This is a genomic window from Pseudomonas saudimassiliensis (assembly GCF_000939975.1).
GTDB lineage: Bacteria > Pseudomonadota > Gammaproteobacteria > Pseudomonadales > Pseudomonadaceae > Halopseudomonas > Halopseudomonas saudimassiliensis.
The window spans coordinates 224,386-247,573 of sequence record NZ_LK391969.1 but is presented as its reverse complement, the minus strand read 5'-3'; the positions used below and the strand labels follow the sequence as shown (position 1 = coordinate 247,573).

At 63.2% G+C, this 23,188-nt stretch carries 27 protein-coding genes; 8 read left to right on the top strand and 19 right to left on the bottom strand.

The window, feature by feature from the left end:
• Window positions 1–104: 104 nt before the first annotated feature.
• Together VG99_RS01270 and VG99_RS01265 are read right to left on the bottom strand one after the other, a co-directional pair.
• Complete coding sequence (locus VG99_RS01270; protein WP_052508648.1) at window positions 105–1,160, bottom strand: c-type cytochrome; 1,056 nt, start codon at window positions 1,158–1,160, stop codon at window positions 105–107.
• Between the two features lie 11 nt (window positions 1,161–1,171).
• Window positions 1,172–1,807: a c-type cytochrome gene (locus tag VG99_RS01265; RefSeq protein WP_204216671.1), complete on the bottom strand. Its 636-nt coding sequence runs from the start codon at window positions 1,805–1,807 to the stop codon at window positions 1,172–1,174.
• Window positions 1,808–2,044: 237 nt separating this feature from the next.
• Between VG99_RS01265 and VG99_RS01260 the strand changes: the two genes are divergently transcribed.
• On the top strand, window positions 2,045–2,713 hold the full coding sequence (locus VG99_RS01260; RefSeq protein ID WP_044497877.1) for a response regulator: 669 nt from the start codon (window positions 2,045–2,047) through the stop codon (window positions 2,711–2,713).
• Window positions 2,710–4,056, top strand: coding sequence for an ATP-binding protein (locus VG99_RS01255; RefSeq protein WP_044497876.1), 1,347 nt, complete (start codon window positions 2,710–2,712; stop codon window positions 4,054–4,056). Before VG99_RS01260 ends, VG99_RS01255 begins: the two co-directional genes overlap by 4 nt.
• Window positions 4,057–4,144: 88 nt before the next feature.
• Here the strand turns inward: VG99_RS01255 and rplS are convergent, their stop codons facing one another.
• The 5 genes from rplS to ffh form a co-directional block, all read right to left on the bottom strand.
• Entirely contained in the window at window positions 4,145–4,492 is a 348-nt protein-coding gene (rplS, locus tag VG99_RS01250) for a 50S ribosomal protein L19 (protein ID WP_044497875.1), read from the bottom strand.
• A 32-nt stretch (window positions 4,493–4,524) separates the two neighbouring features.
• The gene (trmD, locus tag VG99_RS01245; protein ID WP_076939708.1) at window positions 4,525–5,274 is read right to left on the bottom strand and encodes a tRNA (guanosine(37)-N1)-methyltransferase TrmD; all 750 of its coding nucleotides are present in this window, start codon (window positions 5,272–5,274) and stop codon (window positions 4,525–4,527) included.
• Window positions 5,275–5,277: 3 nt separating this feature from the next.
• Window positions 5,278–5,820 (bottom strand): ribosome maturation factor RimM, encoded by a 543-nt coding sequence (gene rimM, locus VG99_RS01240; protein ID WP_044497874.1) that lies wholly within the window; start codon window positions 5,818–5,820, stop codon window positions 5,278–5,280.
• A 1-nt stretch (window position 5,821) separates the two neighbouring features.
• Window positions 5,822–6,070, bottom strand: coding sequence for a 30S ribosomal protein S16 (rpsP, locus tag VG99_RS01235; RefSeq protein WP_044497873.1), 249 nt, complete (start codon window positions 6,068–6,070; stop codon window positions 5,822–5,824).
• A gap of 173 nt (window positions 6,071–6,243) precedes the next feature.
• Window positions 6,244–7,650 carry a signal recognition particle protein gene (ffh, locus tag VG99_RS01230; RefSeq protein ID WP_044497872.1) on the bottom strand — a complete coding sequence of 469 codons (1,407 nt, stop codon included), beginning with the start codon at window positions 7,648–7,650 and terminating at the stop codon, window positions 6,244–6,246.
• 155 nt (window positions 7,651–7,805) lie between these two features.
• Between ffh and VG99_RS01225 the strand changes: the two genes are divergently transcribed.
• Window positions 7,806–8,606 (top strand): cytochrome C assembly family protein, encoded by an 801-nt coding sequence (locus VG99_RS01225; protein ID WP_044497870.1) that lies wholly within the window; start codon window positions 7,806–7,808, stop codon window positions 8,604–8,606.
• Window positions 8,607–8,630: 24 nt separating this feature from the next.
• Entirely contained in the window at window positions 8,631–9,914 is a 1,284-nt protein-coding gene (locus tag VG99_RS01220) for an HlyC/CorC family transporter (RefSeq protein ID WP_044497869.1), read from the top strand.
• Between the two features lie 30 nt (window positions 9,915–9,944).
• Here VG99_RS01220 and purT read toward each other — a convergent pair whose 3' ends face one another.
• Genes purT through VG99_RS01200 form a run of 4 tightly spaced genes read right to left on the bottom strand, consistent with a single transcriptional unit; the run spans window position 9,945 to window position 12,473 of the window.
• Window positions 9,945–11,126, bottom strand: coding sequence for a formate-dependent phosphoribosylglycinamide formyltransferase (gene purT, locus VG99_RS01215; RefSeq protein WP_044497868.1), 1,182 nt, complete (start codon window positions 11,124–11,126; stop codon window positions 9,945–9,947).
• A 5-nt stretch (window positions 11,127–11,131) separates the two neighbouring features.
• Window positions 11,132–11,341 (bottom strand): DUF1289 domain-containing protein, encoded by a 210-nt coding sequence (locus VG99_RS01210; protein WP_044497867.1) that lies wholly within the window; start codon window positions 11,339–11,341, stop codon window positions 11,132–11,134.
• Entirely contained in the window at window positions 11,341–11,865 is a 525-nt protein-coding gene (locus VG99_RS01205) for a gamma carbonic anhydrase family protein (protein ID WP_044497866.1), read from the bottom strand. Before VG99_RS01205 ends, VG99_RS01210 begins: the two co-directional genes overlap by 1 nt.
• On the bottom strand, window positions 11,862–12,473 hold the full coding sequence (locus VG99_RS01200; RefSeq protein WP_044501342.1) for an NUDIX hydrolase: 612 nt from the start codon (window positions 12,471–12,473) through the stop codon (window positions 11,862–11,864). The genes VG99_RS01205 and VG99_RS01200 overlap by 4 nt, the downstream gene beginning before the upstream one ends.
• Window positions 12,474–12,649: 176 nt before the next feature.
• Here VG99_RS01200 and VG99_RS01195 point away from each other — a divergent pair, with 176 nt between their 5' ends.
• From VG99_RS01195 to VG99_RS01185, 3 genes are all read left to right on the top strand, one after another.
• On the top strand, window positions 12,650–13,210 hold the full coding sequence (locus tag VG99_RS01195) for an NUDIX hydrolase (RefSeq protein ID WP_044497864.1): 561 nt from the start codon (window positions 12,650–12,652) through the stop codon (window positions 13,208–13,210).
• Entirely contained in the window at window positions 13,207–13,695 is a 489-nt protein-coding gene (locus VG99_RS01190; RefSeq protein WP_052508647.1) for a L,D-transpeptidase family protein, read from the top strand. The genes VG99_RS01195 and VG99_RS01190 overlap by 4 nt, the downstream gene beginning before the upstream one ends.
• 101 nt (window positions 13,696–13,796) lie before the next feature.
• A complete protein-coding gene (locus tag VG99_RS01185) occupies window positions 13,797–14,804 on the top strand; it encodes a cytochrome-c peroxidase (protein ID WP_044497863.1) in 1,008 nt (335 codons plus the stop codon).
• A 100-nt stretch (window positions 14,805–14,904) separates the two neighbouring features.
• On the opposite strand, the gene VG99_RS01180 is transcribed toward VG99_RS01185, so the two are convergent.
• The 7 genes from VG99_RS01180 to VG99_RS01150 form a co-directional block, all read right to left on the bottom strand.
• A complete protein-coding gene (locus tag VG99_RS01180; RefSeq protein ID WP_044497861.1) occupies window positions 14,905–15,216 on the bottom strand; it encodes a YqfO family protein in 312 nt (103 codons plus the stop codon).
• Between the two features lie 64 nt (window positions 15,217–15,280).
• Window positions 15,281–17,308 (bottom strand): TonB-dependent receptor, encoded by a 2,028-nt coding sequence (locus VG99_RS01175; RefSeq protein WP_052508646.1) that lies wholly within the window; start codon window positions 17,306–17,308, stop codon window positions 15,281–15,283.
• An 89-nt stretch (window positions 17,309–17,397) separates the two neighbouring features.
• Window positions 17,398–18,108 (bottom strand): ABC transporter ATP-binding protein, encoded by a 711-nt coding sequence (locus VG99_RS01170; RefSeq protein ID WP_158023862.1) that lies wholly within the window; start codon window positions 18,106–18,108, stop codon window positions 17,398–17,400.
• Window positions 18,101–19,324, bottom strand: coding sequence for an ABC transporter permease (locus VG99_RS01165; RefSeq protein WP_044497857.1), 1,224 nt, complete (start codon window positions 19,322–19,324; stop codon window positions 18,101–18,103). Before VG99_RS01165 ends, VG99_RS01170 begins: the two co-directional genes overlap by 8 nt.
• Window positions 19,325–19,329: 5 nt before the next feature.
• Window positions 19,330–20,511, bottom strand: a complete 1,182-nt coding sequence (locus VG99_RS01160) for an efflux RND transporter periplasmic adaptor subunit (RefSeq protein ID WP_044497856.1) — start codon at window positions 20,509–20,511, stop codon at window positions 19,330–19,332.
• 39 nt (window positions 20,512–20,550) lie between these two features.
• A complete protein-coding gene (locus VG99_RS01155) occupies window positions 20,551–20,955 on the bottom strand; it encodes a putative signal transducing protein (protein ID WP_082049955.1) in 405 nt (134 codons plus the stop codon).
• 15 nt (window positions 20,956–20,970) lie between these two features.
• Window positions 20,971–21,408: a VOC family protein gene (locus tag VG99_RS01150; protein ID WP_044497855.1), complete on the bottom strand. Its 438-nt coding sequence runs from the start codon at window positions 21,406–21,408 to the stop codon at window positions 20,971–20,973.
• A gap of 176 nt (window positions 21,409–21,584) precedes the next feature.
• Here VG99_RS01150 and VG99_RS01145 point away from each other — a divergent pair, with 176 nt between their 5' ends.
• On the top strand, window positions 21,585–22,172 hold the full coding sequence (locus tag VG99_RS01145; RefSeq protein WP_044497854.1) for a DUF488 domain-containing protein: 588 nt from the start codon (window positions 21,585–21,587) through the stop codon (window positions 22,170–22,172).
• Window positions 22,173–22,184: 12 nt separating this feature from the next.
• On the opposite strand, the gene VG99_RS01140 is transcribed toward VG99_RS01145, so the two are convergent.
• Complete coding sequence (locus tag VG99_RS01140; RefSeq protein ID WP_044497852.1) at window positions 22,185–23,165, bottom strand: AraC family transcriptional regulator; 981 nt, start codon at window positions 23,163–23,165, stop codon at window positions 22,185–22,187.
• Window positions 23,166–23,188: the final 23 nt, after the last annotated feature.

Below are 23,188 nucleotides of genomic sequence, written 5' to 3'. Positions count from 1 at the left end.
TGATGCACCTGCTCGGTTAAGCGAAACTGAAGGCGTGGACGCGGCAGCGGCGTGCCGAGGGAATGCAAGGCGGGACAGTGCCTGTCCCGCTTTGCCCAGGGAGGTCAGTCGTAGGTGCGCGGGCGCAGCACATCAGGCTTGAGGAAGTCCTTGCGACCGACGTTATCGTGATCGCCCAGCACCCGGCCTTCCACCTCCTGACCGTACATGGTGTGCTTATGGAAGGTGTCGCCATACAGCTCCAGGGTTTCCTTCACGTCGCCGGTGTAGCGTGGGTCCTGCGGGCGCTCCTGCGAGTCGATGAACTGGGCCAGATCCCAGGCCTGCTGATCGGTCAGGCTATTGGGCTGGCCCAGCGGCATGTTGTGTTTGATAAAGGAGGCCAGCGTGAACACGCGGCTGATACCGGCCCCCCAGTTGTAGGAGTGGTCGCCCCATACCGGTGGAAAGACCACCTCGCCACGCGTGGTGAGGCCAGCGCCGTCACTGCCGTGGCAGATCGAGCATTGGGCTTCGTAGGTCGCCTTGCCGCGCTGGTAGTCCGGCTTCTCGGCGGGTTCTTCCAGGCGGGGAAAACCACGTCCGTAGATATTGTCCGCAGCCAGGAACATGGGCACGCCGCTGGCCAGCCACTGATGGTAGGCACTGAGCGCAATCATGTCGTCGCTGCCATAGGCCGGCGGCTTGCCGTTCATGGAATAGGTAAAACAGCCGGCGATGCGTTCTTCCAGATTGTTGACGTGATCGTTCTTCGGCCGGTAATTCGGCAGGGTCACCGCCGCCGGCCAAATCGGCCCGGAGAACGGCAGCCGCCCCGCACCCAGGTGGCAACTGCTGCAGTTCATGTCGTTGAACACGTATTCATCGCGAAACTGCTGGGTATTGGTAAAGATGTCATAGCCGCGGCGAATGACCCTTTTGGTTTCCGGATGCAGCGACGAGGCTTCCAGGTCCTCCATGGTCGGCGGAATATGCACATAACTGTCGGCGGTCGGGGCGGGCGCACCCGGCGCCATACTGGCCAGCACCTGCAGGCTCTCTTGCGATAGCTCCGTCTTGGCCTGAGCCTGAACCAGGGACAGCGGACTTGCCAACAAGCACCCCAGCGTCATCAGCAAACACCGGCGCAACCGGGGCACAAACGAAATCAGGTTATTCATGTCTGCGTCCTCTATTGTTCAACGGCGGCTGGCTGGGTGGAAAGCCAGGCGGCAACAGCATTGATGTCTTCGCTACTCATGCGCTCGGCAATGCTGGCCATCAGGCGCTGCGGATCATTCTTGCGGGTGCCCTGTTGCCAGGCGAGCAGCTGGTCGCGGATATAGCCGAAATGCTGACCGGCGATGGCAGGAAATACCGTACCAGCGCCGAGATTGTCGGGGCCATGGCAGCTGGTACAGGCCACGATGTAGTTGTCCCAGTCGCCCTCGGTGGCCAATTGCTCGCCGCGCTCGAGCAGCTCCGCTGAATGGCCCTGCTCCTCGGCCGACGGGCCATTGCTGGCCGGGAGGCTGGCGAACCAGGCGGAGACATGCAGGATCTGCTCCTCATCCAGCATTTTGGCGAAGGCTTCCATGCTGGGGTTACGCCGCTCGCCGGTTTGGTAGGCGTGCAGTTGGCGGGCAAGATAGTCCGCTTCCAGCCCGGCTAGCCGCGGCCAGGACTCGCCGGCGGGGTTATTCTGGCCGCTACCATCGGCCTGGTGGCAGGTTTCACAGAGCGCCGCGGCGGCCTTGCCCTGCTCCGGATCACCCGCAGGTGGCATGGCAGACAGACCCATCGACCAGAGCGACAAGCAGACAGCCATGCCTGCTCCTCGAATATGATTTTTATGCATTGCAAGCTCCTTGGATTAGCCCATTAGCGCAGCCCTGACACCCAGGTGTCCGCGCAGCGACAGCCCGGTGGTATCGCTTTTGCGCGGGAGCTTTTAGCATAGCTCGGTTAAGCGAATCTTAAAGGCTCGCTCACCCGGCCGCCGGCTGACACCCCTCACCGTTCTGGCCTAAGATGACTGCTTTGGTTAATGCAGGGAGACGCCGCAATGCGGGTGCTGCTGGTGGAGGACGACGACCTGATTGGCCAGGGCATCGTTGCTGGACTGCGTAAACACGGGATCGAGGTGCGCCACGTAGGCACCGCCGCTGCCGCGGAAACGGCGCAGATGGACGACGCCTTCCAGGCCCTGGTGCTCGACCTGGGCCTGCCCGACCGTGACGGCATGGAATTGCTCGCCAGGATGCGCGCGTTCGAGCCTGACCTGCCGGTCCTTATTCTCTCGGCACGCGATGCCATCGAACATCGACTCGCCGGACTCCAGGGGGGTGCCGACGACTATCTGGTCAAGCCCTTCGACCTGCGCGAGCTGGCGGCACGGCTGCATGCGCTGGTCAGGCGCACCCAGGGCCGGGCCGTCCAGAGCATCAAAGCCGGGCCTTTTCGCCTGGAACCTGATAGCGGGCTGGCCTGGCTGGAGGGCGAGCCGGTTACCCTGTCACGCCGGGAAGTCGATCTGCTGGTCCACCTAGCGGCTGCCGATGGCCGCTGGGTGCTCCCCGACGCCCTCAACGAGCGCCTGTACGGGCTTGGCGAAGAGATCAACAGCAATGCGCTCAGCGTCCATATCCACAATATCCGGCGAAAACTGGGAGCCGAGGCAATCGAGACCGCCCGCGGGCTGGGCTACCGTTTAGGCTGGAGGCTCACCCCGTGAGCCTGCGCTCACGGGCGGTGCTGATCACCGGCATCGCCCTGGTGGTGCTCTGGACTGTGGCCGCAGCCTGGATGATGCAGGGCATGCGCGCCAACCTGGACCGCACCCTGGATGGCAGGCTGGCGATGTCGGCCCGCATGGTCGCCGGCCTGCTCCAGGGCGGCACGCTGGACCCCAACTCCTCACCGGCCAACTTCAGCGAGGCAGTTCAGATCAGCGGCAAGGAAGGCATCGCCTGCGAGATCCGGGCACTGCGGGGTGAAGTGCTGGCCAGTACGGGCAGCGTCCCCTCCTCGGACTTCGCCACCCTGCCCGCGGGCTACAGCACCCGTGAGGTACAGGGGAGACAATGGCGGGTCTACGTCCTGCACGACAACGGCTTTCAGATCACCACAGCGGACCGCATCGATGAGCGCAACGTGCTGATCAATGATCTGCTGGGCGCAGCGGGGATCCCTTTTCTGATCGCCTTTTTCGGCGGCCTGGCGGCGCTGTGGGTCGGCATCGGGCGCGGCCTTGCCCCCCTGGAAACCCTGCGCGAGCAGCTACGCGCCAAGAAAACAGACGACACCACACCTATCGTTCTCGATCATTCGCCTAGCGAGCTGCGCCCGGTTCTCGACGCCATGAATGGGCTGCTCGGGCGCCTGGCCCAGGCGTTGTCGAGCCAGCGCGCCTTCACCGATGCGGCCGCCCATGAACTACGCACGCCGCTGACCGTGATAGACACCCACCTGCAGGTGGTCCGGCTGAGTGATGGTGAGCAAGCCCAGGCCTCCCTTGCCGGCGCCGAGGCAGGCGTGCAGCGGCTGCGCCGCACCCTTGATCAGATGATGACCCTGGCGCGCACCGAGGCCGTGGTCAGTGAGGGGGATCAATGCAGGTCGGTACTGGAAGCGGTGAACAGCGTGCTCGACCGCCTGGACGAGGATCAGCGAAACCGCCTGACCCTGAACGTGGCGGGAGCCGATACCGGAACACCGATGCCCAGGTCGATGCTGGAAACGGCGCTGCGCAACCTGGTGGACAATGCCCTGCGCTATTCGCCGGACCACACGGCCATCGAGGTCGATGCGTTATTCGACCGCTCGATGCGGCGCTGTGTGCTGAGTGTTGCCGACCGTGGCCCCGGCCTGAGCCCGGAGCAGGCCGCCCGGGTCGGCAGGCGCTTCTGGCGCGGAGACCAGGGCCGCCGCCGTCAGGATGGTGCGGGCCTGGGCATCTCCATCGTGCGGGCCATTGTGGAACGCTTCGGCGGCGCACTCGATCTGCGCTCGCGGGCGGGAGGCGGCCTGGTGGCGGAAATGCTGATCCCGCTGGCAACTGCCACAAGCGACCGATAAGCAGCCTATCCGGCGCAACGCCCCCTTATCGCAGGACAACAAAAAACCGCCCGAAGGCGGTTTCTTGAGTACCAGGCAAAACGCTCGATCAGTTGAGCTTTTCCTTGATACGTGCGGCCTTGCCGGACAGGGCGCGCAGGTAGTACAGCTTGGCCTTGCGCACATCGCCGCGACGCTTGACGGTAACGCTGTCAACCATCGGCGAGAAGGTCTGGAAGGTACGCTCGACGCCAACACCGCTGGAGATCTTGCGCACGGTGAACGCGGAGTTCAGACCCCGGTTGCGCTTACCGATAACCACGCCTTCAAAGGCCTGCAGACGCTGACGATCGCCTTCCTTTACTTTTACCTGAACAATTACAGTGTCACCCGGTGCGAACACGGGGACTTCACGGGTCATCTGCTCTGCTTCGAGCTGGGCAATAATGTTGGACATTTCTAAAGCTCCTACAAGCCGCCGGACTTGCTTCAATGGTTATCGGTTTCCTGCTCGCGGATAAATTCCGCCAACAGTTGCTGCTGTTCTTTGCTCAAGGTCAGTTCTGCGAGCAGTTCCGGGCGTCGTTGCCAGGTTCTGCCCAAGGACTGCTTGAGACGCCAGCGCCGGATCAATGCATGATTACCACTGAGCAGCACCTCCGGTACGCGCTGCCCCGCAAACTCTTCCGGCCGGGTGTAGTGTGGACAATCCAGCCACCCTTCCGAAAAGGAATCCTCTGCCGCCGAATCCGCATGCCCAAGCACGCCGGGGATCAGACGGGTTACCGCATCCAGGAGCACCATCGCCCCCAGCTCGCCGCCGGACAATACGTAGTCGCCGATGGAAATTTCCTCGTCGACGCATGTCTCGACAATGCGCTCGTCGATACCTTCGTAGCGACCACACAGCAGGACCAGACTGTCCAGTTGGGCCAGTTCTGCGGCCCGTTGCTGCGTCAGCGGCTGCCCCTGGGGAGACAGATAGATCACCCGGGGCGTCGAAGGCGCCTGCTGCCGGACGGCCTCAATGGCTGCCAGCAATGGCTCGACTTTCATCAACATGCCCGGACCACCACCAAAGGGACGATCATCGACCGTACGATGCCGGTCGTGGGCATGATCACGGGGATTGCTGAACTCGACGGTCAGCTGGCCCCGCTTGACGGCCCTGCCGGTCACTCCGTGCTCGGTCAACGCCGTGAACATCTCGGGAAACAGGGTTACCACACCGGCCCACACCGGTCAGAACTCCGGATCCCAGTCGACCTGCATGACACCTTCGGTCAGGTCGATGTGCTTTACGTACAGATCAGGCAGATACGGCAATAACCGCTCGCGCTGATCCAGACTGCCCGCACAGGGCTTTACTACCATGACATCATTGGAGCCGGTTTCCAGCAGGTGGTCGATACGACCGAGCAGCTTCCCGTCGAGGGTCACTACCTGCAGTCCTTCCAGCTGATGCCAGTAGAACTCGCCGTCATCCAATGCCGGCAGCTCAACTCGCGGCACGCAGATTTCCCAATCCACCAGTTCTAGCGCCTTATCCCGGTCATCCAGCCCCTTGAGCTGAACCACCAGTATGCGGCCCTGAACCCGTCCCGCAACGACGGACGCCTGCTGCTGTACACCACCCTTGCGGAGAATCCACTCTGGGTAGTCGAGCACGTTGTCCAGCGGATCGGTGTGCGAGTACACCTTCACCGCGCCGCGTATGCCATGAACCGATACGATCTTGCCGAGGACCACCAAAGGCGATCCAGCCGGCTCAGGCTGGCGTGTCATATCAGGCAGAGGCCTGAGCTTCCTTCAGCAGGGAAGCAACGCGCTCGGACGGCTGTGCGCCCTGACCCAGCCAGTAGCTTACGCGCTCCTGGTCAACGGACAGACGGGTTTCGCCACCGGCAGCAACCGGGTTGAAGAAACCAACGCGCTCAACAAAGCGGCCATCGCGGGAATTGCGGCTGTTGGCTACAGTCAGGTGATAGAAAGGGCGCTTCTTGGAGCCACCACGAGCAAGACGAATGGTTACCATGTGGACATCATTTCCTGTATTTGAGTAAGACTCACAAATTCATTACGAGCATCTAGCCCGAAAGGTCGCGTATTCTACGGAATATCGCGGACAAATGAAACTCTTTTGTGCCCCGACCCGCTGGCGGGTCGGTTGCCGCAGGCGCTGCCATGACTTCGGCAGCGTCGCCGGTGTCAGAAACGGGGCATCCCGCCCATTCCGCCACCCGGTGGCAGCATGCCGCCACCACCACCACCCATGCCTCCCATACCGCGCATGAGCTTGGCCATACCACCCTTGCCGCTGACCTTCTTCATCATCTTCTGCATCTGCTTGTGCTGCTTGATCACCCGCCCGATGTCCTGGATCTGGGTGCCGGAGCCGGCAGCGATACGGCGCTTGCGCGAGCCGCTGATGATGTCGGGGTTGCGCCGTTCCGCGGGCGTCATCGAATTGATGATGGCTTCCATCTGCTTGAACTGCTTCTCGGCCTGGGTCTGGGCGGTTTCCATCTGCGCCGGATTGATCTTGCCCATCATGGGCAATTTATCCATCAGTGAACCCAGCCCGCCCATGCCGCGCATCTGCTGCAGCTGGTCCCGGAAATCTTCAAGATCGAAGCCCTTGCCTTTCTTCAGCTTGTTCGCGAGCTTCTCGGCCTTGGCCTTGTCGAGCTTCTGCTCGGCCTGCTCGATCAGGCTGAGCACGTCGCCCATCCCGAGGATGCGCGACGCCACCCGGTCGGGATGGAAGGGCTCAAGGGCGTCGGTCTTCTCACCCACGCCGAGGAACTTGATCGGCTTGCCGGTAATGTGGCGCACCGACAGCGCGGCACCGCCCCGGGCGTCACCATCGACCTTGGTCAGGATCACCCCGGTCAGCGGCAGCGCTTCGTTGAACGCCTGGGCCGTGTTGGCCGCGTCCTGACCGGTCATGGCGTCGACCACGAACAGGGTCTCGGCAGGCTTGGCCGCCGCATGGACGGCCTTGATCTCGTCCATCATGTCGGCGTCGACGTGCAGGCGACCCGCGGTATCGACGATCAGCACATCCATGAAGCGGTTCTTGGCTTCGCGGATAGCCGCTTCGACGATGGCGACCGGCTTCTGGCTCAGATCAGAGGGGAAGAAAGTAACATCCACTTCCGCCGCCAGGGTCTCCAACTGCTTGATCGCGGCCGGACGATAGACGTCGGCGCTGACCACCATGACTTTCTTCTTCTGCCGCTCGCGCAGGGTCTTGGCCAGCTTGGCAACGCTGGTGGTCTTACCCGCGCCCTGCAGGCCGGCCATCAGGATGACCGCCGGCGGCGTCACCGCCAGGTTCAGGCCCTCGGCCTGGCCCATGACCGCTTCCAGCTCGGCCTTGATGATCTTGACGAATACCTGCCCGGGCGACAGGCTGCGGGACACTTCCTGACCCACGGCGCGGTCACGTACCTGATCGACGAAGGTCTTGACCACCGGCAGTGCGACATCGGCCTCAAGCAGCGCCATGCGCACTTCGCGCAGGGTGTCCTTGATATTGTCCTCGGTCAGCTTGGCGCGACCGGTGACCCCCGCCAGACTGGCGGACAGGCGTTCGGTAAGATTTTCAAACATCGGCGAATTCTCCTTTGCCCCGCGCACCCCGTGACGGGTTGAGGCGTACTGGCCGGGCAGTATACATTGGGGTTTGTGCGGATGCAGCAAGCGCTTTATCCTCGGCCTGGCTTGTGCGACACTCCGCTTCTATTGATAGGCCTTCTCAAGGACGTATGACAGCTCCGATATTCAGCCTGCTGGCCGCTGCCTTCTACCTCGGCGGCACGCTCTACCAGATCCGCTGCCTGATGCAACGCCGCAGCGCCAGCCCCGCCTTGCTGCGCAGCATCGGTGTGGTCGCGCTGCTCTGCCATGCCGGCGGCCTGTATACCCAGATGTTCACCGGCAACGGCCTGTCGTTCGGTTTCTTCCATGTCTCGTCGCTGATTGCCTGGCTGGTGCTGGCGGTGACCCTGGTGTTCAGCCTGCGGGCACCGGTGACCAGCCTGTTGATCGCCCTCTTTCCGCTGGCCCTGGTCACCGATCTGCTGGCCTGGCTGTTCCCGGGCCATGGCGCGGCGCTCATTCCCGGCAACTCCAAGCTGATGATCCACGTGCTGTTGTCGATTCTGGCCTACGGCATCCTGACTATCGCCGCCTTCCAGGCCAGCCTGCTGGCAGTTCAGGACAACCAGCTGAAGAACCGCAATCCGGTACGCTTCAATCGTACCTTCCCGCCGCTGCAGACCATGGAGGCGCTGCTATTCCAGTTCGTCCTCTGCGGCGAGGTGCTGCTGACCCTGTCGCTGCTGTCCGGCTTCGTCTTCCTCGACAACATGTTCGCCCAGAATGTCGCGCACAAGACACTGCTGTCCTGTCTGGCCTGGGTGGTATTCGGCGTCCTGCTGTGGGGCCGACATTTCCGCGGCTGGCGCGGCAGCTTTGCCATCCGCTGGACCCTTGGCGGCTTCCTGCTATTGATGCTGGCGTATTTCGGCAGCAAGCTGGTCAGCGAATTCATTCTGCCAATGTGACCGCCAACCCGGCCGAGGTAACCCTTGAGTGACACAAGTACCGGCGTACTGTTACTGATTCTGGTTGTGCTGATTGCCCTCTCGGCGTTCTTCTCCAGCTCCGAGACCGGCATGATGAGTCTCAACCGCTACCGGCTCAAACACCTGAGTAAAAAGGGGCATAGAGCCGCCCAGCGGGCCGAAGCCCTCCTCGGCCGTCCCGATCGCCTGCTCGGTACCATCCTGGTCGGTAACAACATCGTCAATATTCTTGCCGCCTCCCTCGCCAGCGTGGTCGCGGTGCGGATATGGGGCGATGCCGGTATCGCCATTTCCACGGTCGCGCTGACCATTATCGTGCTTATCTTCGGCGAGATCACGCCCAAGACCCTGGCCGCGCTGCGTCCCGAGATGATCGCCTTTCGGGTCAGCATCATCCTCAATATCCTGCAGCGCGTGTTGTATCCCGTGGTCTGGCTGTGCAGCTCCGTGAGCAATGCCCTGCTGCGTCTCATGGGGGTCAACCCGAACAGCAGCGATGGCGCCCAGCTCAGCACCGAGGAGCTGCGCACGGTAGTGAACGAGGCCGGTCTGGGGATTACCCGCAAACGCCAGAATATGCTGCTGAGCATCCTCGATCTGGAGAAGATGACGGTCAATGACATCATGGTGCCGCGCAACGAAGCCTATGGCATCGACCTGGATGACGAGATGCCCGCCATCATCGACCAGCTGCGCACCAGCCACCATACCCGCCTGCCGGTATACCGCGGCGACATCAACAATGTCACCGGCCTGGTGCACATGCGCCATATCGCCCGCCTGCTCAGCCGCAACGAGTTGACCAAGGAGAGTCTGATTGCCTGTTGCAAGGACCCCTACTTCATCCCGGAAAACACCCCGCTGCATACCCAGCTGCTGAACTTCCAGAAGCACAAGCGGCGCATCGGCTTCGTGGTGGACGAGTACGGTGACGTGATCGGGCTGGTTACCCTGGAAGATATCCTGGAAGAAATCGTCGGTGAGTTCACCACCGACCTGCTGCCCGCCAACCACGACATCCACCCCCAGGGCGACGGCAGTTATGTCATCGACGGCGGCGTAGCCCTGCGGGCGATCAATCGTCAGCTGCTGTGGAAGCTGCCCGAAGACGGCCCCAAGACGCTGAACGGCCTGATCACCGAGCGCCTGGAGAATATCCCGGACAACAGCGTCGGGCTGAGCGTGGGCGCGTATCGGATGGAAATCCTGCAGACCAAGGACAACATGATCAAGAGCGTGCGAATCTGGCAGGTAGAACCGCGCGCCCAGCTGACCCCGGAAGCCTGACACCAGGCTCCGGGGCGCTAGTCGATACCGCTAGAGTTCGACCTGCACTGCCGCCGCCACCCGTGTCGCCCGGGCCCGCGCCAGCTCGATGCTCTCATCCCGTGCCAACGCCACGCCCATGCGCCGCAGACCCTCCACCTCCGGCTTGCCGAATAACCGCAACTGGGTATCCGGTTCGCTGAGCGCTTGATGCAGATCCCCATAGCTGACCGCCTCGGAGCGCCCTTCGGCCATGATGACCGCGGAGGCCGAGGGGCCATGCTGGCGGATCTGTGGGATGGGCAGACCGAGAATGGCCCGTGCATGCAGGGCGAATTCGGAAAGATCCTGGGAAATCAGCGTGACCAGCCCGGTGTCGTGGGGCCGCGGCGAGACCTCGTTGAACCACACCTGATCGCCCTTGATGAACAGCTCGACCCCAAACACCCCGCGCCCGCCCAGCGCATCGGTAATGCTGCGCGCCACCTGCTGGGCTTTGGCCAGGGCCTGTTCACTCATCTGCTGCGGCTGCCAGGATTCCCGGTAATCGCCGCTCTCCTGTCGATGACCGATTGGTGCACAGAACAGCGTGCCATCGACATGCCGTACGGTCAGCAGGGTGATTTCATAATCGAAATCAACAAAGCCCTCGACGATCACCCGGCCTACCCCGGCCCGGCCGCCGGATTGGGCATATTCCCAGGCCGCCTCGATATCCTGCTCGCTGCGCAGCAGGCTCTGGCCCTTGCCGGACGAACTCATCACCGGCTTGACCACACAGGGCAGGCCAATCTCCCGCACCGCTGCCAGGTAGTCCTGATGACCATCGGCGAACCGGTAGGGCGAGGTCGGCAGCTGCAGCTCTTCGCTGGCGAGCCGGCGAATACCCTCCCGGTCCATGGTCAGCCGCGCGGCCCGGGCGGTGGGAATGACGGTATAGCCCTCGCTCTCCAGCTCGACCAGCGCCGCCGTGGCGATGGCCTCGATTTCCGGCACTATATAGGCAGGCCGCTCCAATTCGACGACCTGGCGCAACGCGGCTGCATCCAACATGTTGATCACGTGACTGCGGTGCGCCACCTGCATGGCCGGGGCGTTGGCGTAGCGATCAACCGCGATGACTTCACACCCCAGGCGCTGGAGTTCGATGGCGACTTCCTTGCCCAGCTCGCCGGAGCCGAGCAGCAGCACACGGGTGGCCGTAGCGGTCAGTGGGGTTCCTATGCGGGGCATGCCGACTATCCTTTTACCGTTCCGATATTCATCCAGACGCCCTGCTCCCGCGCCCGGCTTTCGCACAGGCGCAGGATTTCCCGGCGCCGCTCGTTGCTGGCCCGCCCCCACTCGGTGATTTCCGCGCCGCTGCGCTGGCAGCCGACGCAGATGTCGTTGTCATCCAGGCAGCAGAGCGACACACAGGGAGAACGTACCGGTTGTTCCGCGCCCATCAGTCGTCCTGCGGCTGCAGATCGCGGCGGTAGCGCTGGGCGTTGTGCACATAGTGGGCAGCGCCGGCGGCGACGGCCTGCTGCTGTTGTTCAGTCAACTGGCGTACGACCTTGCCGGGCGAGCCCATGACCAGCGAGCCATCGGGTATTTCCTTGCCCTCGGGGATCAGCGCATTGGCGCCGATGATGCAGTTGCGCCCGATCTTCGCGCCATTGAGTACCACGGCGTTGATGCCGATCAGGCTGTAATCGCCGACGCTGCAGCCGTGCAACATGGCCTTGTGGCCCACGGTCACGCCCTTGCCCAGGGTCAGCGGCGAGCCGGGATCGGTATGCATCACGGCGCCATCCTGCACGTTGCTGTTCTCGCCAATCAGGATCAGCTCATTGTCACCGCGTAGCACCGCGTTGAACCAGACACTGGCTCCGGCCTCCAGCCGCACCCGGCCGATCACGACCGCCGTATCGGCGATCCAGGCATCGTCGGCCATCTCCACTCGGTCATCACCCAGTCTGTACTTCATCGTTGCTCCTTGATGGATATCGCGTCTTTGTAGGGGGTGCGCAGCGGAATGCGGGCGTCGAACGCCACGTTCATCAGATCGACCAGGATCAGCGCTGTCAGCCCCCAAATCTTGAAACCTTCATAGCGGTAGCTGGGGACATACCAGCTACGGCCTTCGTAATCGATGCGGTGCGTCATTTCCCGGTTGTCGCCCAGGAAAAAGCTGACCGGCACGCGGAAGACTTCCTGGATTTCACTTTCGTTGGGGCACAGGTCGAACACATCCGGCACTATGCCGACATAGGGAGTCACCTTGATGCCGAAGCGCGATACCAGGCTGCCCAGTGGCCCGACGACTTCGACCAGATCCGGCAGCAGGCCGATTTCTTCATGGGCTTCACGCAGGGCGGTGAAGGCCAGATCCACATCACCGGGGTCGCGCCGGCCACCGGGAAATGCCACCTCGCCGGAATGGGTGGACATGCTGTTGGAGCGCAGGGTCAGGATGATCTCCGGCTCGTTGTCCACACAGGTCACAGGTACCAGCACACCGGCCTCAGGCAAACCGGCAGCCTCTACCGATCGCGGGCAATACACCGGAATCCGCTCGCGTACTTTGTCCAGCATGCAACCTACCTCGTTGTTTTCAACCATCATGTCATGATCATCATTAACGGGCCAGCGCCCTGCCGCTACTGAATATTAACCCATAGCCCAGCTATTGGAGCGTGCTGCCCCTCTTTACCCGTCGGTAATTGCCAAGCAAGATAAACGCCATATCAGCCAGCCGGAGTCACCGGAGCATGAAATTCTGCAGTCATTGTGGCCACGCCGTCCGCGAGACCATTCCCCCGGGAGATACCCGCCTGCGCTACGTCTGCGAGCACTGCCAGGTCACCCATTACCAGAACCCGCGCATCGTTGCCGGCTGCCTGGTGGCCCATGGGCGACAGGTGTTGCTGTGTCGCCGTGCTATCGAGCCGCGGCACGGCTTCTGGACGCTGCCGGCCGGCTTCATGGAAAACGGCGAGACCACCGAGCAGGCCGCCCTGCGGGAAACCTGGGAGGAAGCGCGGGCCCGGGTCGAGCAGCAACGGCTCTATATGCTGTTCAACCTGCCGCATATCAACCAGGTCTACATGTTCTTCCGCGGGCAACTGGCCGACCTGGACTTCGCCGCCGGCGAAGAGAGTCTTGAGGTCCGACTGTTCAGCGAGGCGGAAATTCCCTGGGAGCAACTGGCGTTTCCGACCATCGGCAAGACCCTGAAACAGTATTTCCTGGATTATTCGACCCAGCATTTTCCCGTGCGCATGCGCGATATCACCTGGCCTGCGGGCGTACCGGGCACCCCGCTCAGATGAAACACTGGTGGGCGTTACTGCTGCTCGGTCTGCTGGCCGGCAGCTGCCTGGCCGAGACCCTGGCCATCGACAAGGTATTGGTGCACAAGGCCGAACGCCGGTTAGACGTGCTCAGTGGAGGGCAGGTCATCCGACAATATCGCGTCGCGCTGGGCAAACAGCCGGTCGGCCACAAGCAGGTGCAGGGCGACAACCGCACCCCGGAAGGGATCTACCATATCGATTGGCGCCACCACAGCCCCAGTTACAACCTCAGCCTGCACCTGGACTACCCCAACCTCAAGGACCGGGCCGATGCCTGGAAGCGCGGCGTCGACCCCGGCAGCATGATCATGATCCACGGCACTCCAGTGGATGAGGAATATCCCGAGTGGTTCTTTGCCGGGCTGGACTGGACCAATGGCTGCATCGCCCTGGACAACCGTAGCATGCGCGAGCTCTGGGACCTGGTGCCGGACGGCACCCTCGTTGAAATCAGACCTTGATACAGGTCAACACCTTCTCGGCTCGCTTGGGCGACACTTGACCCATCTGAACATGGCCGCAGAGCCATGCCTGTCGTGACAAGTGTCAAGGAGCATCACCCATGAAGAAATTACTCGCTATTGCCATTGCCGCCGGGCTCGGCTTCAGCGCGCAGGCGCACGCCGATCGCGTGGCTGCGGAATTGATCAAGCCCATCGAGCCGGCCACCGTCACCGATCCGGAAAAGGTCGAGCTGGGCAAGCAATTGTGGTTCGATCCGCGGCTGTCCATGTCCGGTTTCATCTCCTGCAACTCCTGCCATAACCTGAGCACCGGCGGCAGTGACAACCTGCCGACCTCCATCGGCCACAACTGGCAGGAAGGGCCGATCAACTCGCCGACCGTACTGAACTCCAGCCTGAACGTGGCGCAGTTCTGGGACGGTCGCGCGGCCAACCTGCAGGAGCAGGCCGGTGGCCCCATCGCCAACCCGATGGAAATGGCGTCCAGCCACGTGCTGGCGGTGGATGTGATCAACTCCATCCCGCAATACCGGGAAGAGTTTGCCAAGATCTACGGCAGCGCCGAAGTAACCATCGACAACATCACCGATGCGATCGCTGTATTCGAGGAAACCCTGGTCACGCCCAACTCGCGCTTCGACCAGTGGCTCAAGGGTGACGACAAGGCCATTACCGAACAGGAACTGGCCGGCTACAACACCTTCAAGTCCATCGGCTGCGTGGCCTGCCACAACGGCCCGGCCGCAGGTGGGACCTCATTCCAGCGCATGGGCGTGGTCGAACCCTACCAGACTACCAACCCGGCCGAAGGCCGTGCGGCGGTCACCGGCAAGGATGCGGATCGCTTCACCTTCAAGGTGCCGACACTGCGTAACGTCGAGCTGACCTACCCCTACTTCCACGATGGCGCCTACTGGGAGCTGGAAAAAGCGGTGGACGTGATGGCCCGACTGCAGCTGGGTCGCAAGCTTGAAGAGCAGGAGATCGCCAACGTGGTCGCCTTCCTCAAGACGCTGACCGGCGACCAGCCGACCTTCACCCTGCCGATCCTGCCGCCGTCCACCAACGACACCCCGCGGCCGCAGCCCTTCGGCATCAAGCAGTAATCAGCAACAGGGCGCCCCCTCCAGGGGCGCCTCTCTCGAGGACATCTGTAGGACCGGCGCCTCGCCGCGAGCAACTCCCCAGCGCAACCGACCTTGTTGCTCAAAAATCCGCCAACCGCCACACATCGTACGCCGGCTCCTCATAGGGATGAGCCTGCTTGAGCGCCGCCACTGCCGCCGCGATCAACTCGTCCGCACACACCAGGTCCACCCGGTACTCCGCCACGGTTTCCAGTTCACCTGTCGTGCCGATAAAGGGGTCGGCGCCCTGCCCCGGCCGGAACTGCCCCTGCCCCAGCACCTGCCAGCAGCAATGCTCATAGTCACCGATGCGCCCGCCACCGGCGGCGAATACCGCCTGCTTGACCGGCTCTAGATGGGATTCGGGAACAAAGAAACAGAGTTTGTACATGATGACGCTCCGGACTGAACACGACGGATGAGTGTTGCAGCCCGGAGCGCTTTGCTCAATGGGCTCAGAAGCCCAGGCGCACGCCCAGCGTCAGATTCCGCCCCGGCAGCAATACCTCATCCTTGATGAAGGAGGTGTGCTGGCGGGCCTTGTCATTCAGCAGATTATCGGCCCGTGCATACAGCAGGTAGTGCATCCCGCTCTGGCTGAAGCCCTGGTAACTGAGGCCGGCCATGAGCATGGTGTAGGCGCCGGTGTCCGTTTCGTAGGCCGCGGTGTCGCTCTGCCGGCGCACCCGGTAGCCCTCAAACTGCGCATCCAAGTGGTTGGTCAACTGCTGCTCCAGGCGCAGCCCGTAGCGGTCGGCCGGAATACGCGGCAGGTTGCCACCGCCGTCCTGCAGCTTGCCCCGTACCGTATCGCCAAACAGGGTCACCTGCAGACGCTCGGTTGCCTGGATTCCGACGCTGCCTTCCAGGCCCTGCAATACCGCATCCCCTTGCTGATACTCAACCACACGGTAATGGCCGCCGGGATCGTAGCCTGCGTCACCGGCGAAGATGAAATCATCCACCTGATTGCGGAAGGCGCTCACACTGTAGGTCAATTTGCCGCTGAGCTTACGCAAACCCACTTCCAGGTTATAGCCGGTTTCTTCCTTGAGGTTGGCATTGCCCAGCTCCACGGTGCGCGTTGCTGCGTGGGGGCCCATGGCATACAACTCTTCGGCGGTGGGCAGCCGCTGGGACCGCGACAGGTTGGCGAACAAGGCGTGATCGGGCACGAAGCGCCAGGTAACACCGGCCGACACCGATGTGCCGCGGTGAGAGGCATCGCGGCCACTGCGTTTCACGTCGATGTTCTGCCATTCATGACGCAGGCCCCACTCGTAACGCCAGTTACCGAGCTCCAGTTCCTCAACCAGAAACAGCGCATGGTTGGCGGTCAGGGTCGCGGGCACGTAGGCCTCTTCACCGAGGGCCGCGAAGTCGCGCCGGGAGGTCTGCCCGCCGAACACGCCACGCCAGCCGCCGATGGGTTTATGTGTGAGTTCGAGGCGCCCTTCACTGCCCTGGTTCTCGAAACGCGTTCCCACCTCGCTGCCTTCCATTTCCCGGTGGCGATAATCGGTGTGGGCCACCCGCAGCCGCACCCGGTCAAAACCGGCGAAGGGCTCCTGATATTCCCCGCGCAGATCCCAGCGCTGTTGGCGCATATCGATATGGGCGGCGCCGTGGTCGTCATGATCATGGTCATGCCCGTGATCGTGACCATGCCCACCGCAATGCCACTCGGGTCCATGGGTATGACAGTCGGCATGCTCATGGGCCAGCAGACCGTATTCGCGGTTCTGCTCACTGTAGGCCAGGCCAAGGTAGCCCCGATCACCAATCCAGCTGAGCCCCAGCCCGGCGGCGTCGGATTCGTTGAAGGCACCCTCCTGCTGCGAAGGGTTGCCGGGAATGTCGTAGGGGTCGGCGTCCAGCCGGCTGCCCTCCAGGCGCAGGGCAAACTGGCCGGCCCCGGCAGTTATCCCGAAGGCACCCGCGCGCTCGTCAGCCACCGTGTTGCCGCGCAGCTCCAGGTCAGCCTCGACCCCGCGTTCCGGCACATAGGTCGGCACACGGCGATCGATCAGGTTCACCACCCCGCCGATCGCTCCACCGCCGTACATGAGTGTAGCCGGCCCCTTGATCACCTCGATCCGTTCCAGCAACTGCATTTCGCCGGTAATCGCATGATCGGGGCTGCTGGTGGACGCATCCAGCACATCAGCGCCGTCACTCAGCACCTTGACCCGGCTACCTTCCAGACCGCGGATTACCGGCCGGCCCACCCCAGGCCCGAAGCCGCTGGAGTGAATCCCCGGCAGGCTCGCCAGGGTGTCGCCCAGTGTCGCCGACCGCCGACGGGTCAGTTCCTCGCCTTGCAGCACCGTGGTCGCAGCACTCAGATCACCCACGCGGCTGGCCAGTGCCGACGCCCGCACTACCGTATCGGGCAGTGTCGCAACGTTATCCGCCATCAGTGACGGCGCCAGCAACCCTGTCACCGCCGCTGCCCCTACCCAACGAAACCCTGATTTAGCCATGCGCTGCTCCCTCCGATCAGTGGGCGAGCCGAAGCCGGCCCGCAAAGGAGCGCGATTATTATTTGTTATATTATAACAATCAAGTTTTTTCAGCGGGGCGGTGGCTGGCTCAACTCATCGCTTACAATCCGCCCGTCCACCAACTGGACCGTGCGCGGGCAACTGGCTGCCAGGCGGGGGTCATGGGTGACCACCAGGATGGAGCAGCCGAACTGGTCGTTGATCCGCCGGAACAGCTCGAACACGCTGTCTGCCGTCTTGCTGTCCAGGTTGCCGGTGGGCTCGTCTGCCAGCAGCAGTGGCGGGCGGGTAATCAGGGCGCGGGCGATGGCGACCCGTTGCTGCTGGCCGCCGGAAATCTCGGTGGGTTTCTTGGTCGCAAGGTTTTCCAGGCCGACTTCCCGCAGCAGACTGCGGGCGAGTTCAATAGCCTCGGGCGATGGCCGACCATCGCGGATGATCAGCGGCATTAGCACGTTTTCCAGCACGCTGAAGGCGGAAATCAGATGGTGGAACTGGAACACAAAACCCAGGGCCTGGTTGCGCAGCCGGGTGCGGGTGTGGTCGTCGCTGTCGCGGGTGGGCCTACCTTGCAAGTAGAGCTCTCCGGCGGTCGGCACATCCAGCAACCCGATCAGGTTGAGCAACGTGCTCTTGCCCGAGCCGGACGGCCCGATCAGCGCGGTCAGCTCACCGCGCCCTAGCCGCAGGTCGATATCACGCAGCACGGTGCTTTCCAGCGCGGTGCCCTGGTTGAAGGTCTTGCTGATGCCTTGCAGGCGCAGCACGTCGTCAGACATAACGGATCGCCACGGCCGGGTCATAACGGGCAGCGCGGCGGGCCGGGACTGCCGCGGCCAGCACGCCGGCCAGCGTAGCGATCAGCATCGCCACCGGTACCAGCGCCGGTTCCACCGGCACCCAGAACAGCCCCGGCCCGAAGATATTGAACACCTGCACCAGGCCCCACCCCACCGCGCCACCGATGCCGGAGCCGATCAGCCCGAGCAACCCGCCCTGCAACAGGAACACCCGCAGGATCTGCCCCCGTGGACTGCCCATCGCCCGCAGGATGCCGATCTCCCGGGTGCGCTGCACCACGCTGACCGCCAATACGCTGGCAATACCGAAGGCCACGGAGATGCCGACAAATATCCGGATCATCTCGGTGGTCATGCTCTGGGAGGTCAAGGCGTTGAGCAGTTGGCCGTTGGTCTGCATCCAGCTTTCCGCCTGCAGCCCGGTCAGCCGTTCGATCCGCCGGGCCAGGTCATCGGCGGCAAATATCTCGTCTACCCGGGTGTCGATCACGGTCACGCCACCGGGCAGCGCCAGCAGCGTCTGGGCCTGCTTGAGATCGAGGTAAACATAGCGCGCATCCAGCTCACGCACGCCAAGTTCGAAAATACCGGCGATATCAACCACCGCCTCCCGGCCGTCTCCACCGTCCAGCCGCAGCTTGTCACCTACATCCAGCCCCAGATCCCCCGCCAGCTCGCTGCCGATGACTGCATGACCGGCGCCGACCCGGAAGACGCCGGCAATCAGGTCCTCGCTGACCGGGATGATGCGCTCATAGCGCACCGGGTCCATGCCAATCAGCGCCACCGACGCCCGCGCCACCCCGCTGAGCGCCAGCGCCGGACCGCTGACCACCGGCGACACCGCCGTCAGCCGGGGATGCTGATCCAACAAGGCGACCACGTCCTGCCAGTTGCTGATCGAACGCAACCGCTGCGCCCGTGGGCTTTCCCGGATCAGCGACACTGTGCCCTCGGGCAGCGGGACGATACGATTGAACTCATCCAGCGGCAGGATGCGGATATGCGCCTGAGTGCCCAGGGTGCGGTCCACCACGTTTTCCTGCAGCCCAGTGATCAGCGCGGTAATAAAGACGATCACCGCTGAACCCACCGTGATGCCGAACAGGATCAGCAGTGTCTGCATGCGGTTATCCAGCAGAAAACGCAGCGCGATAAGCCACTCGGTCCAGGCGCTGGCCAGCAATCGACGCATCGGTCTTAACCCCGCCCGCCAGTAAAGATCGGCTCGATACGTACCCGTACCCGCTGCCCTTCAGCGACCTCATCGGTGACCACCACGTCCCCCTCGCTAACCCCCTCGACCACCTCGGTCAGGCCGGTGCCGCGCAGCCCCAGTCGTACTGGCACCCGCTCCAGCTGGCGCGTGGCGGTCCAACGCAGCACCTCGGCGTGCTCGCCCTGCTGGTTGCGCAATACGTCGTTGGTCAGCACCAACGCCTGATCGCGACTGCCGGTGCGAATATCCACCGAGACGGTCATACCCTGGCGCAGGAAATCCGCCGGCTCGTGCAGATCAAGATGGATATCGATGGTGCCACGGTTGGTGTCGATGGCCGGGGCGATAAAACTGACCTGGCCGTTCAGCTGTTCAAGGGGATAGGCATCGGCGATGATCACCGCCGGCTGACCCACCGCCACCGGGCCCAGATCCTTCTCATCCAGCGGTACGATGATCTCCTGGCTGTCGGTGCGGGCGATCTGCAGCAGGACGCTGCCCGGTTGCACCAGATCCCCCGGCTCCACCTCGCGCACCTGCACTACGCCGTCCACCTGGGCACGGATCTGCGTGCGTGCCAGCGCCGCGCGGGCGGCCGCCAGGCGCTGCTGCAAGACCTGCTCATCACTGCCGCCGGGGGCGGCAGCGGCCGCTGCCAGCTGCGTCCGGTCACGGGCAACCCGGGCGCTGGTCTCCGCCTGACGTGCCTGCTCACGTTGCTCGGCCGAGATCAGTTGGCGCGCAAACAGCTCGTCACGCCGCTGCCGTTCCCGCACTACCTGCGCCAGGTTACTCTCCGCCTCGCGCAGCGCCGCCTGCGCCTGGGGCCGTTGGGAGGTGATCAATTGCTGCAGGGCCGCCTCGGCTTCGCGCAGCCGTGCCTGCTGTTCGTCATCATGCAGTTCCAACAACAGGTCCCCGGCCTGGACACTGTCACCCTCACGCACATGCCGGGCCTTCACCACACCGGTGATCTCGCTGCCCACCTGGGCCAGCGACTGGCTATCCACCTCGCCACTGGCCACCACCCGCTGTACCAAGGGGCGCATTTCCAGGCGATAACCCGAGACTTCCGGCCCCTGCCAGGCGCGCCAGCCAAACCAGGCAACCAGCAGCAGAACAGCCAGAACGATCAGCGACCAGCGTAACCGGGTGGAGACCATGCCTATCCTTGTCGCAGAAAAATGAGAGGGATCAATATATTACAGATCGGACTGGGCAGATATCCTGCCGCAATCACGGCACCTGATTCCGTCCTGCACCGGGAACAGCGGGAAGTGGATACCGATGAACACCAGGAAGGCCCAGCGCCGCCCGATCTGGTGATATTCCGTATGGGTACTGCCGCAGTGCGGGCAAGTCCTCGTCTCTTCGCCCTGCTGTTCCACCAGGTCCGGCTCACGATCCTCCGCCAGAATCGCCTGCGCCGCCTGGGCATAGGGCTCCGGCACCTGCAGCCGCACGCCACCCATGGCGTCGGAGTACAACCACTGCATGTTGATGGTGTGTTCGTCGGCGACGAAAGCCGGAATGCCTTCGCTCTCCAGCCGGGCGCGGGCTATGTGGGCTTCATAGGGAAAGCTGTAGCGGGAGATGGTTACCAGCATGATCTTTGCCCGGCCTCAGTCTGTATCAAAAGTGATATGCACCGAGGGTGCACTGCGTTGGGCCTTACCGTGGTACACCGCCTCGATGTTGTTCCCGTCCGGGTCCAACATGAAGGCCGCGTAGTAGTCGGGGTGGTAGGGACGCAGGCCCGGAGCGCCGTTGTCCCGTCCACCGTGGGCCAGCGCCGCGTGGTAAAGGGCATCGACCATGGCGCGATCCTGCGCCTGGAAAGCCAGATGCTGACGCCCGGTCAGCTCGCCCAGCGCCGCCTCGGAATCAGCCGTCGACACCACCAGTTCGTCAATCCAGAAGAAGCCATCGCCGCTGCCACCGATGGGGATATTCAACACCTCGGCAATGGCGCCGTAGAACCGCTCGGCGGCGGGCAGATCTCGCACCACCAGCTGGATATGGTCGATCAATCGGCCACGGTGCAATTGCTGGGTTTCCATAGCGTCTCTCCCGGTGCGATGCCAACGTTGCAACTGATGAGGATAGCTCCCTGCCCTTCCCCCTGCCAGCGGCGGACATATCTCGCCAAACCTTCCCACCTGGCGCTGGTCACAGCAATAACAGCCCAAGGGAGGAAAATCATGCGTCCGCAGTTCAAGGCCCGGATCAGGTGACCATGGCCCAGGCAGAGACCATCTGGACCGTCGGCCACTCGACCCGCTCGATCGAGGAGTTCATCGCCCTGCTCCAACATTACCGCATCGAGGCCATAGCCGATGTCAGGCGCTTTCCGGGCTCGCGCCGCCTGCCCCAATTCGGCCATGAAGCGCTGCGCGCCAGCCTGAACGCGGCGGGCATCGACTACCAGTTGATCACCGAGCTGGGCGGTCGGCGCCGACCGGCACCGGACTCGGTCAACATGGCCTGGCGCAACACCTCCTTCCGCGGTTATGCCGACCATACTGCCACCGACGAATTTGCCACTGGCCTCGCGCGGTTGCAGCAATTGGCACTACGCCGCCGCACCAGCATGATGTGCGCCGAAGTGCTCTGGTGGCGCTGCCACCGCTCGCTGGTGTCCGATGTGCTGATGGTGGGCGGCACGCAGGTGCTGCATATCCAGGACGAAAAGCATATTGAAGAACATCCCTTCACCCGCCCGGCCCGAATCGACCGGGGCGAGCTCACCTACAACCCGAGCCGCGGCGAGCCGTTGAACGCCAAGGAGCGAAGCGAGGGTATCCAGCAGCAATTGGATCTCTGAGCGTGAAACGATTCAGCGAACGCTCTCCCGTTCCCGATAGCGCGCCGGCGTCACCCCCTGCCAACGGCGAAAGGCCCGGGTAAAGGCGTTCTCATCGGAAAACCCGAGTTGTTCGGCAATCTGCGCCAGACGTTGATCGCTCTCCAGCATCTGGCAGGCCATGGTCTGCAGGACGCTGTCGCGCAGGGTTTTGAAGGACAGGCCGTCTTCAGCCAGACGGCGGTGCAGGTGGCGGCCACTGATCTGTAGCTGGGCCGCGATACGCTCCTTGCCCCAGCGTGGGTGGGTGCGGATCAACTGCTCCACTTCCGCGCAGAGACTCTGGCGACCAACCTCGGCGAGCATCTGATCGGCCAGCTGCCGCAGGTGATCACGCAACGCACTGTTGGCCTGGATCTGCGGCAAGGCCAGTTGCTCTATTGATAATCCCAACTGGTAATGATCCGCAGCGAAATGCACCGCGCAGCCGGCGAGGGCGGCATAACGCTCCGGGGCGTCCAGGGGTTGATGGCGCAGCCAGATACCGGCCGGCTGAAATCGCCCGCCAGTGGCCCAGCGGGTCAGATTGAGCAGGCTGCCCAGCGCCGCCTCGGCGCGCTCGGCCTGACGCACCTCGAAGCGCGGCCGGTAATCGATAAGCACCAGTCCCGCTTCCCGGCGCATATGAAATGCGCCGCCGTCACTGATCACCGGGGCATATTCCACCAGCTCTTCGAGGGCTTCGCCCAGGGTGTCGCAGGTCACCAGCAACATGCCGAGACTGTCCAGATGGCCCACCTGAATCTCCAGCCCCAAGCGCAGACCTATCAGCGGATCATGGCTGGCCTGACAGAACGCCTGCCACAACTCGTCCTGCCAATGGATGGGCACCCGTTGCAGGCCGTCCAGTCTCGTGCTCAGATGGTCTGGCAGGGCGATACCCAGCCGCTCGGCCATCTGCACGATGGCCTGGCTATAACGTGGGGTGACACTCTGCTCACTGCTTTCGTGCATGGCCTGAATTGCCGGCTCCGTGT

Bases quoted from the DNA above. Each gene is read 5' to 3' on its own strand.
- VG99_RS01165 (WP_044497857.1), bottom strand. From the start codon at position 19,324: ATGCGTCGATTGCTGGCCAGCGCCTGGACCGAGTGGCTTATCGCGCTG.
- VG99_RS01195 (WP_044497864.1), top strand. From the start codon at position 12,650: ATGAAATTCTGCAGTCATTGTGGCCACGCCGTCCGCGAGACCATTCCC.
- VG99_RS01180 (WP_044497861.1), bottom strand. From the start codon at position 15,216: ATGTACAAACTCTGTTTCTTTGTTCCCGAATCCCATCTAGAGCCGGTC.
- rimM (WP_044497874.1), bottom strand. From the start codon at position 5,820: ATGACACGCCAGCCTGAGCCGGCTGGATCGCCTTTGGTGGTCCTCGGC.
- VG99_RS01190 (WP_052508647.1), top strand. From the start codon at position 13,207: ATGAAACACTGGTGGGCGTTACTGCTGCTCGGTCTGCTGGCCGGCAGC.
- VG99_RS01155 (WP_082049955.1), bottom strand. From the start codon at position 20,955: ATGCTGGTAACCATCTCCCGCTACAGCTTTCCCTATGAAGCCCACATA.
- VG99_RS01200 (WP_044501342.1), bottom strand. From the start codon at position 12,473: ATGCTGGACAAAGTACGCGAGCGGATTCCGGTGTATTGCCCGCGATCG.
- VG99_RS01260 (WP_044497877.1), top strand. From the start codon at position 2,045: ATGCGGGTGCTGCTGGTGGAGGACGACGACCTGATTGGCCAGGGCATC.
- rpsP (WP_044497873.1), bottom strand. From the start codon at position 6,070: ATGGTAACCATTCGTCTTGCTCGTGGTGGCTCCAAGAAGCGCCCTTTC.
- VG99_RS01225 (WP_044497870.1), top strand. From the start codon at position 7,806: ATGACAGCTCCGATATTCAGCCTGCTGGCCGCTGCCTTCTACCTCGGC.
- VG99_RS01160 (WP_044497856.1), bottom strand. From the start codon at position 20,511: ATGGTCTCCACCCGGTTACGCTGGTCGCTGATCGTTCTGGCTGTTCTG.
- VG99_RS01205 (WP_044497866.1), bottom strand. From the start codon at position 11,865: ATGAAGTACAGACTGGGTGATGACCGAGTGGAGATGGCCGACGATGCC.
- VG99_RS01185 (WP_044497863.1), top strand. From the start codon at position 13,797: ATGAAGAAATTACTCGCTATTGCCATTGCCGCCGGGCTCGGCTTCAGC.
- rplS (WP_044497875.1), bottom strand. From the start codon at position 4,492: ATGTCCAACATTATTGCCCAGCTCGAAGCAGAGCAGATGACCCGTGAA.
- VG99_RS01140 (WP_044497852.1), bottom strand. From the start codon at position 23,165: ATGCACGAAAGCAGTGAGCAGAGTGTCACCCCACGTTATAGCCAGGCC.
- ffh (WP_044497872.1), bottom strand. From the start codon at position 7,650: ATGTTTGAAAATCTTACCGAACGCCTGTCCGCCAGTCTGGCGGGGGTC.
- VG99_RS01210 (WP_044497867.1), bottom strand. From the start codon at position 11,341: ATGGGCGCGGAACAACCGGTACGTTCTCCCTGTGTGTCGCTCTGCTGC.
- VG99_RS01145 (WP_044497854.1), top strand. From the start codon at position 21,585: ATGGCCCAGGCAGAGACCATCTGGACCGTCGGCCACTCGACCCGCTCG.
- VG99_RS01270 (WP_052508648.1), bottom strand. From the start codon at position 1,160: ATGAATAACCTGATTTCGTTTGTGCCCCGGTTGCGCCGGTGTTTGCTG.
- VG99_RS01150 (WP_044497855.1), bottom strand. From the start codon at position 21,408: ATGGAAACCCAGCAATTGCACCGTGGCCGATTGATCGACCATATCCAG.
- VG99_RS01265 (WP_204216671.1), bottom strand. From the start codon at position 1,807: ATGGCTGTCTGCTTGTCGCTCTGGTCGATGGGTCTGTCTGCCATGCCA.
- purT (WP_044497868.1), bottom strand. From the start codon at position 11,126: ATGCCCCGCATAGGAACCCCACTGACCGCTACGGCCACCCGTGTGCTG.
- VG99_RS01175 (WP_052508646.1), bottom strand. From the start codon at position 17,308: ATGGCTAAATCAGGGTTTCGTTGGGTAGGGGCAGCGGCGGTGACAGGG.
- VG99_RS01170 (WP_158023862.1), bottom strand. From the start codon at position 18,108: ATGTCTGACGACGTGCTGCGCCTGCAAGGCATCAGCAAGACCTTCAAC.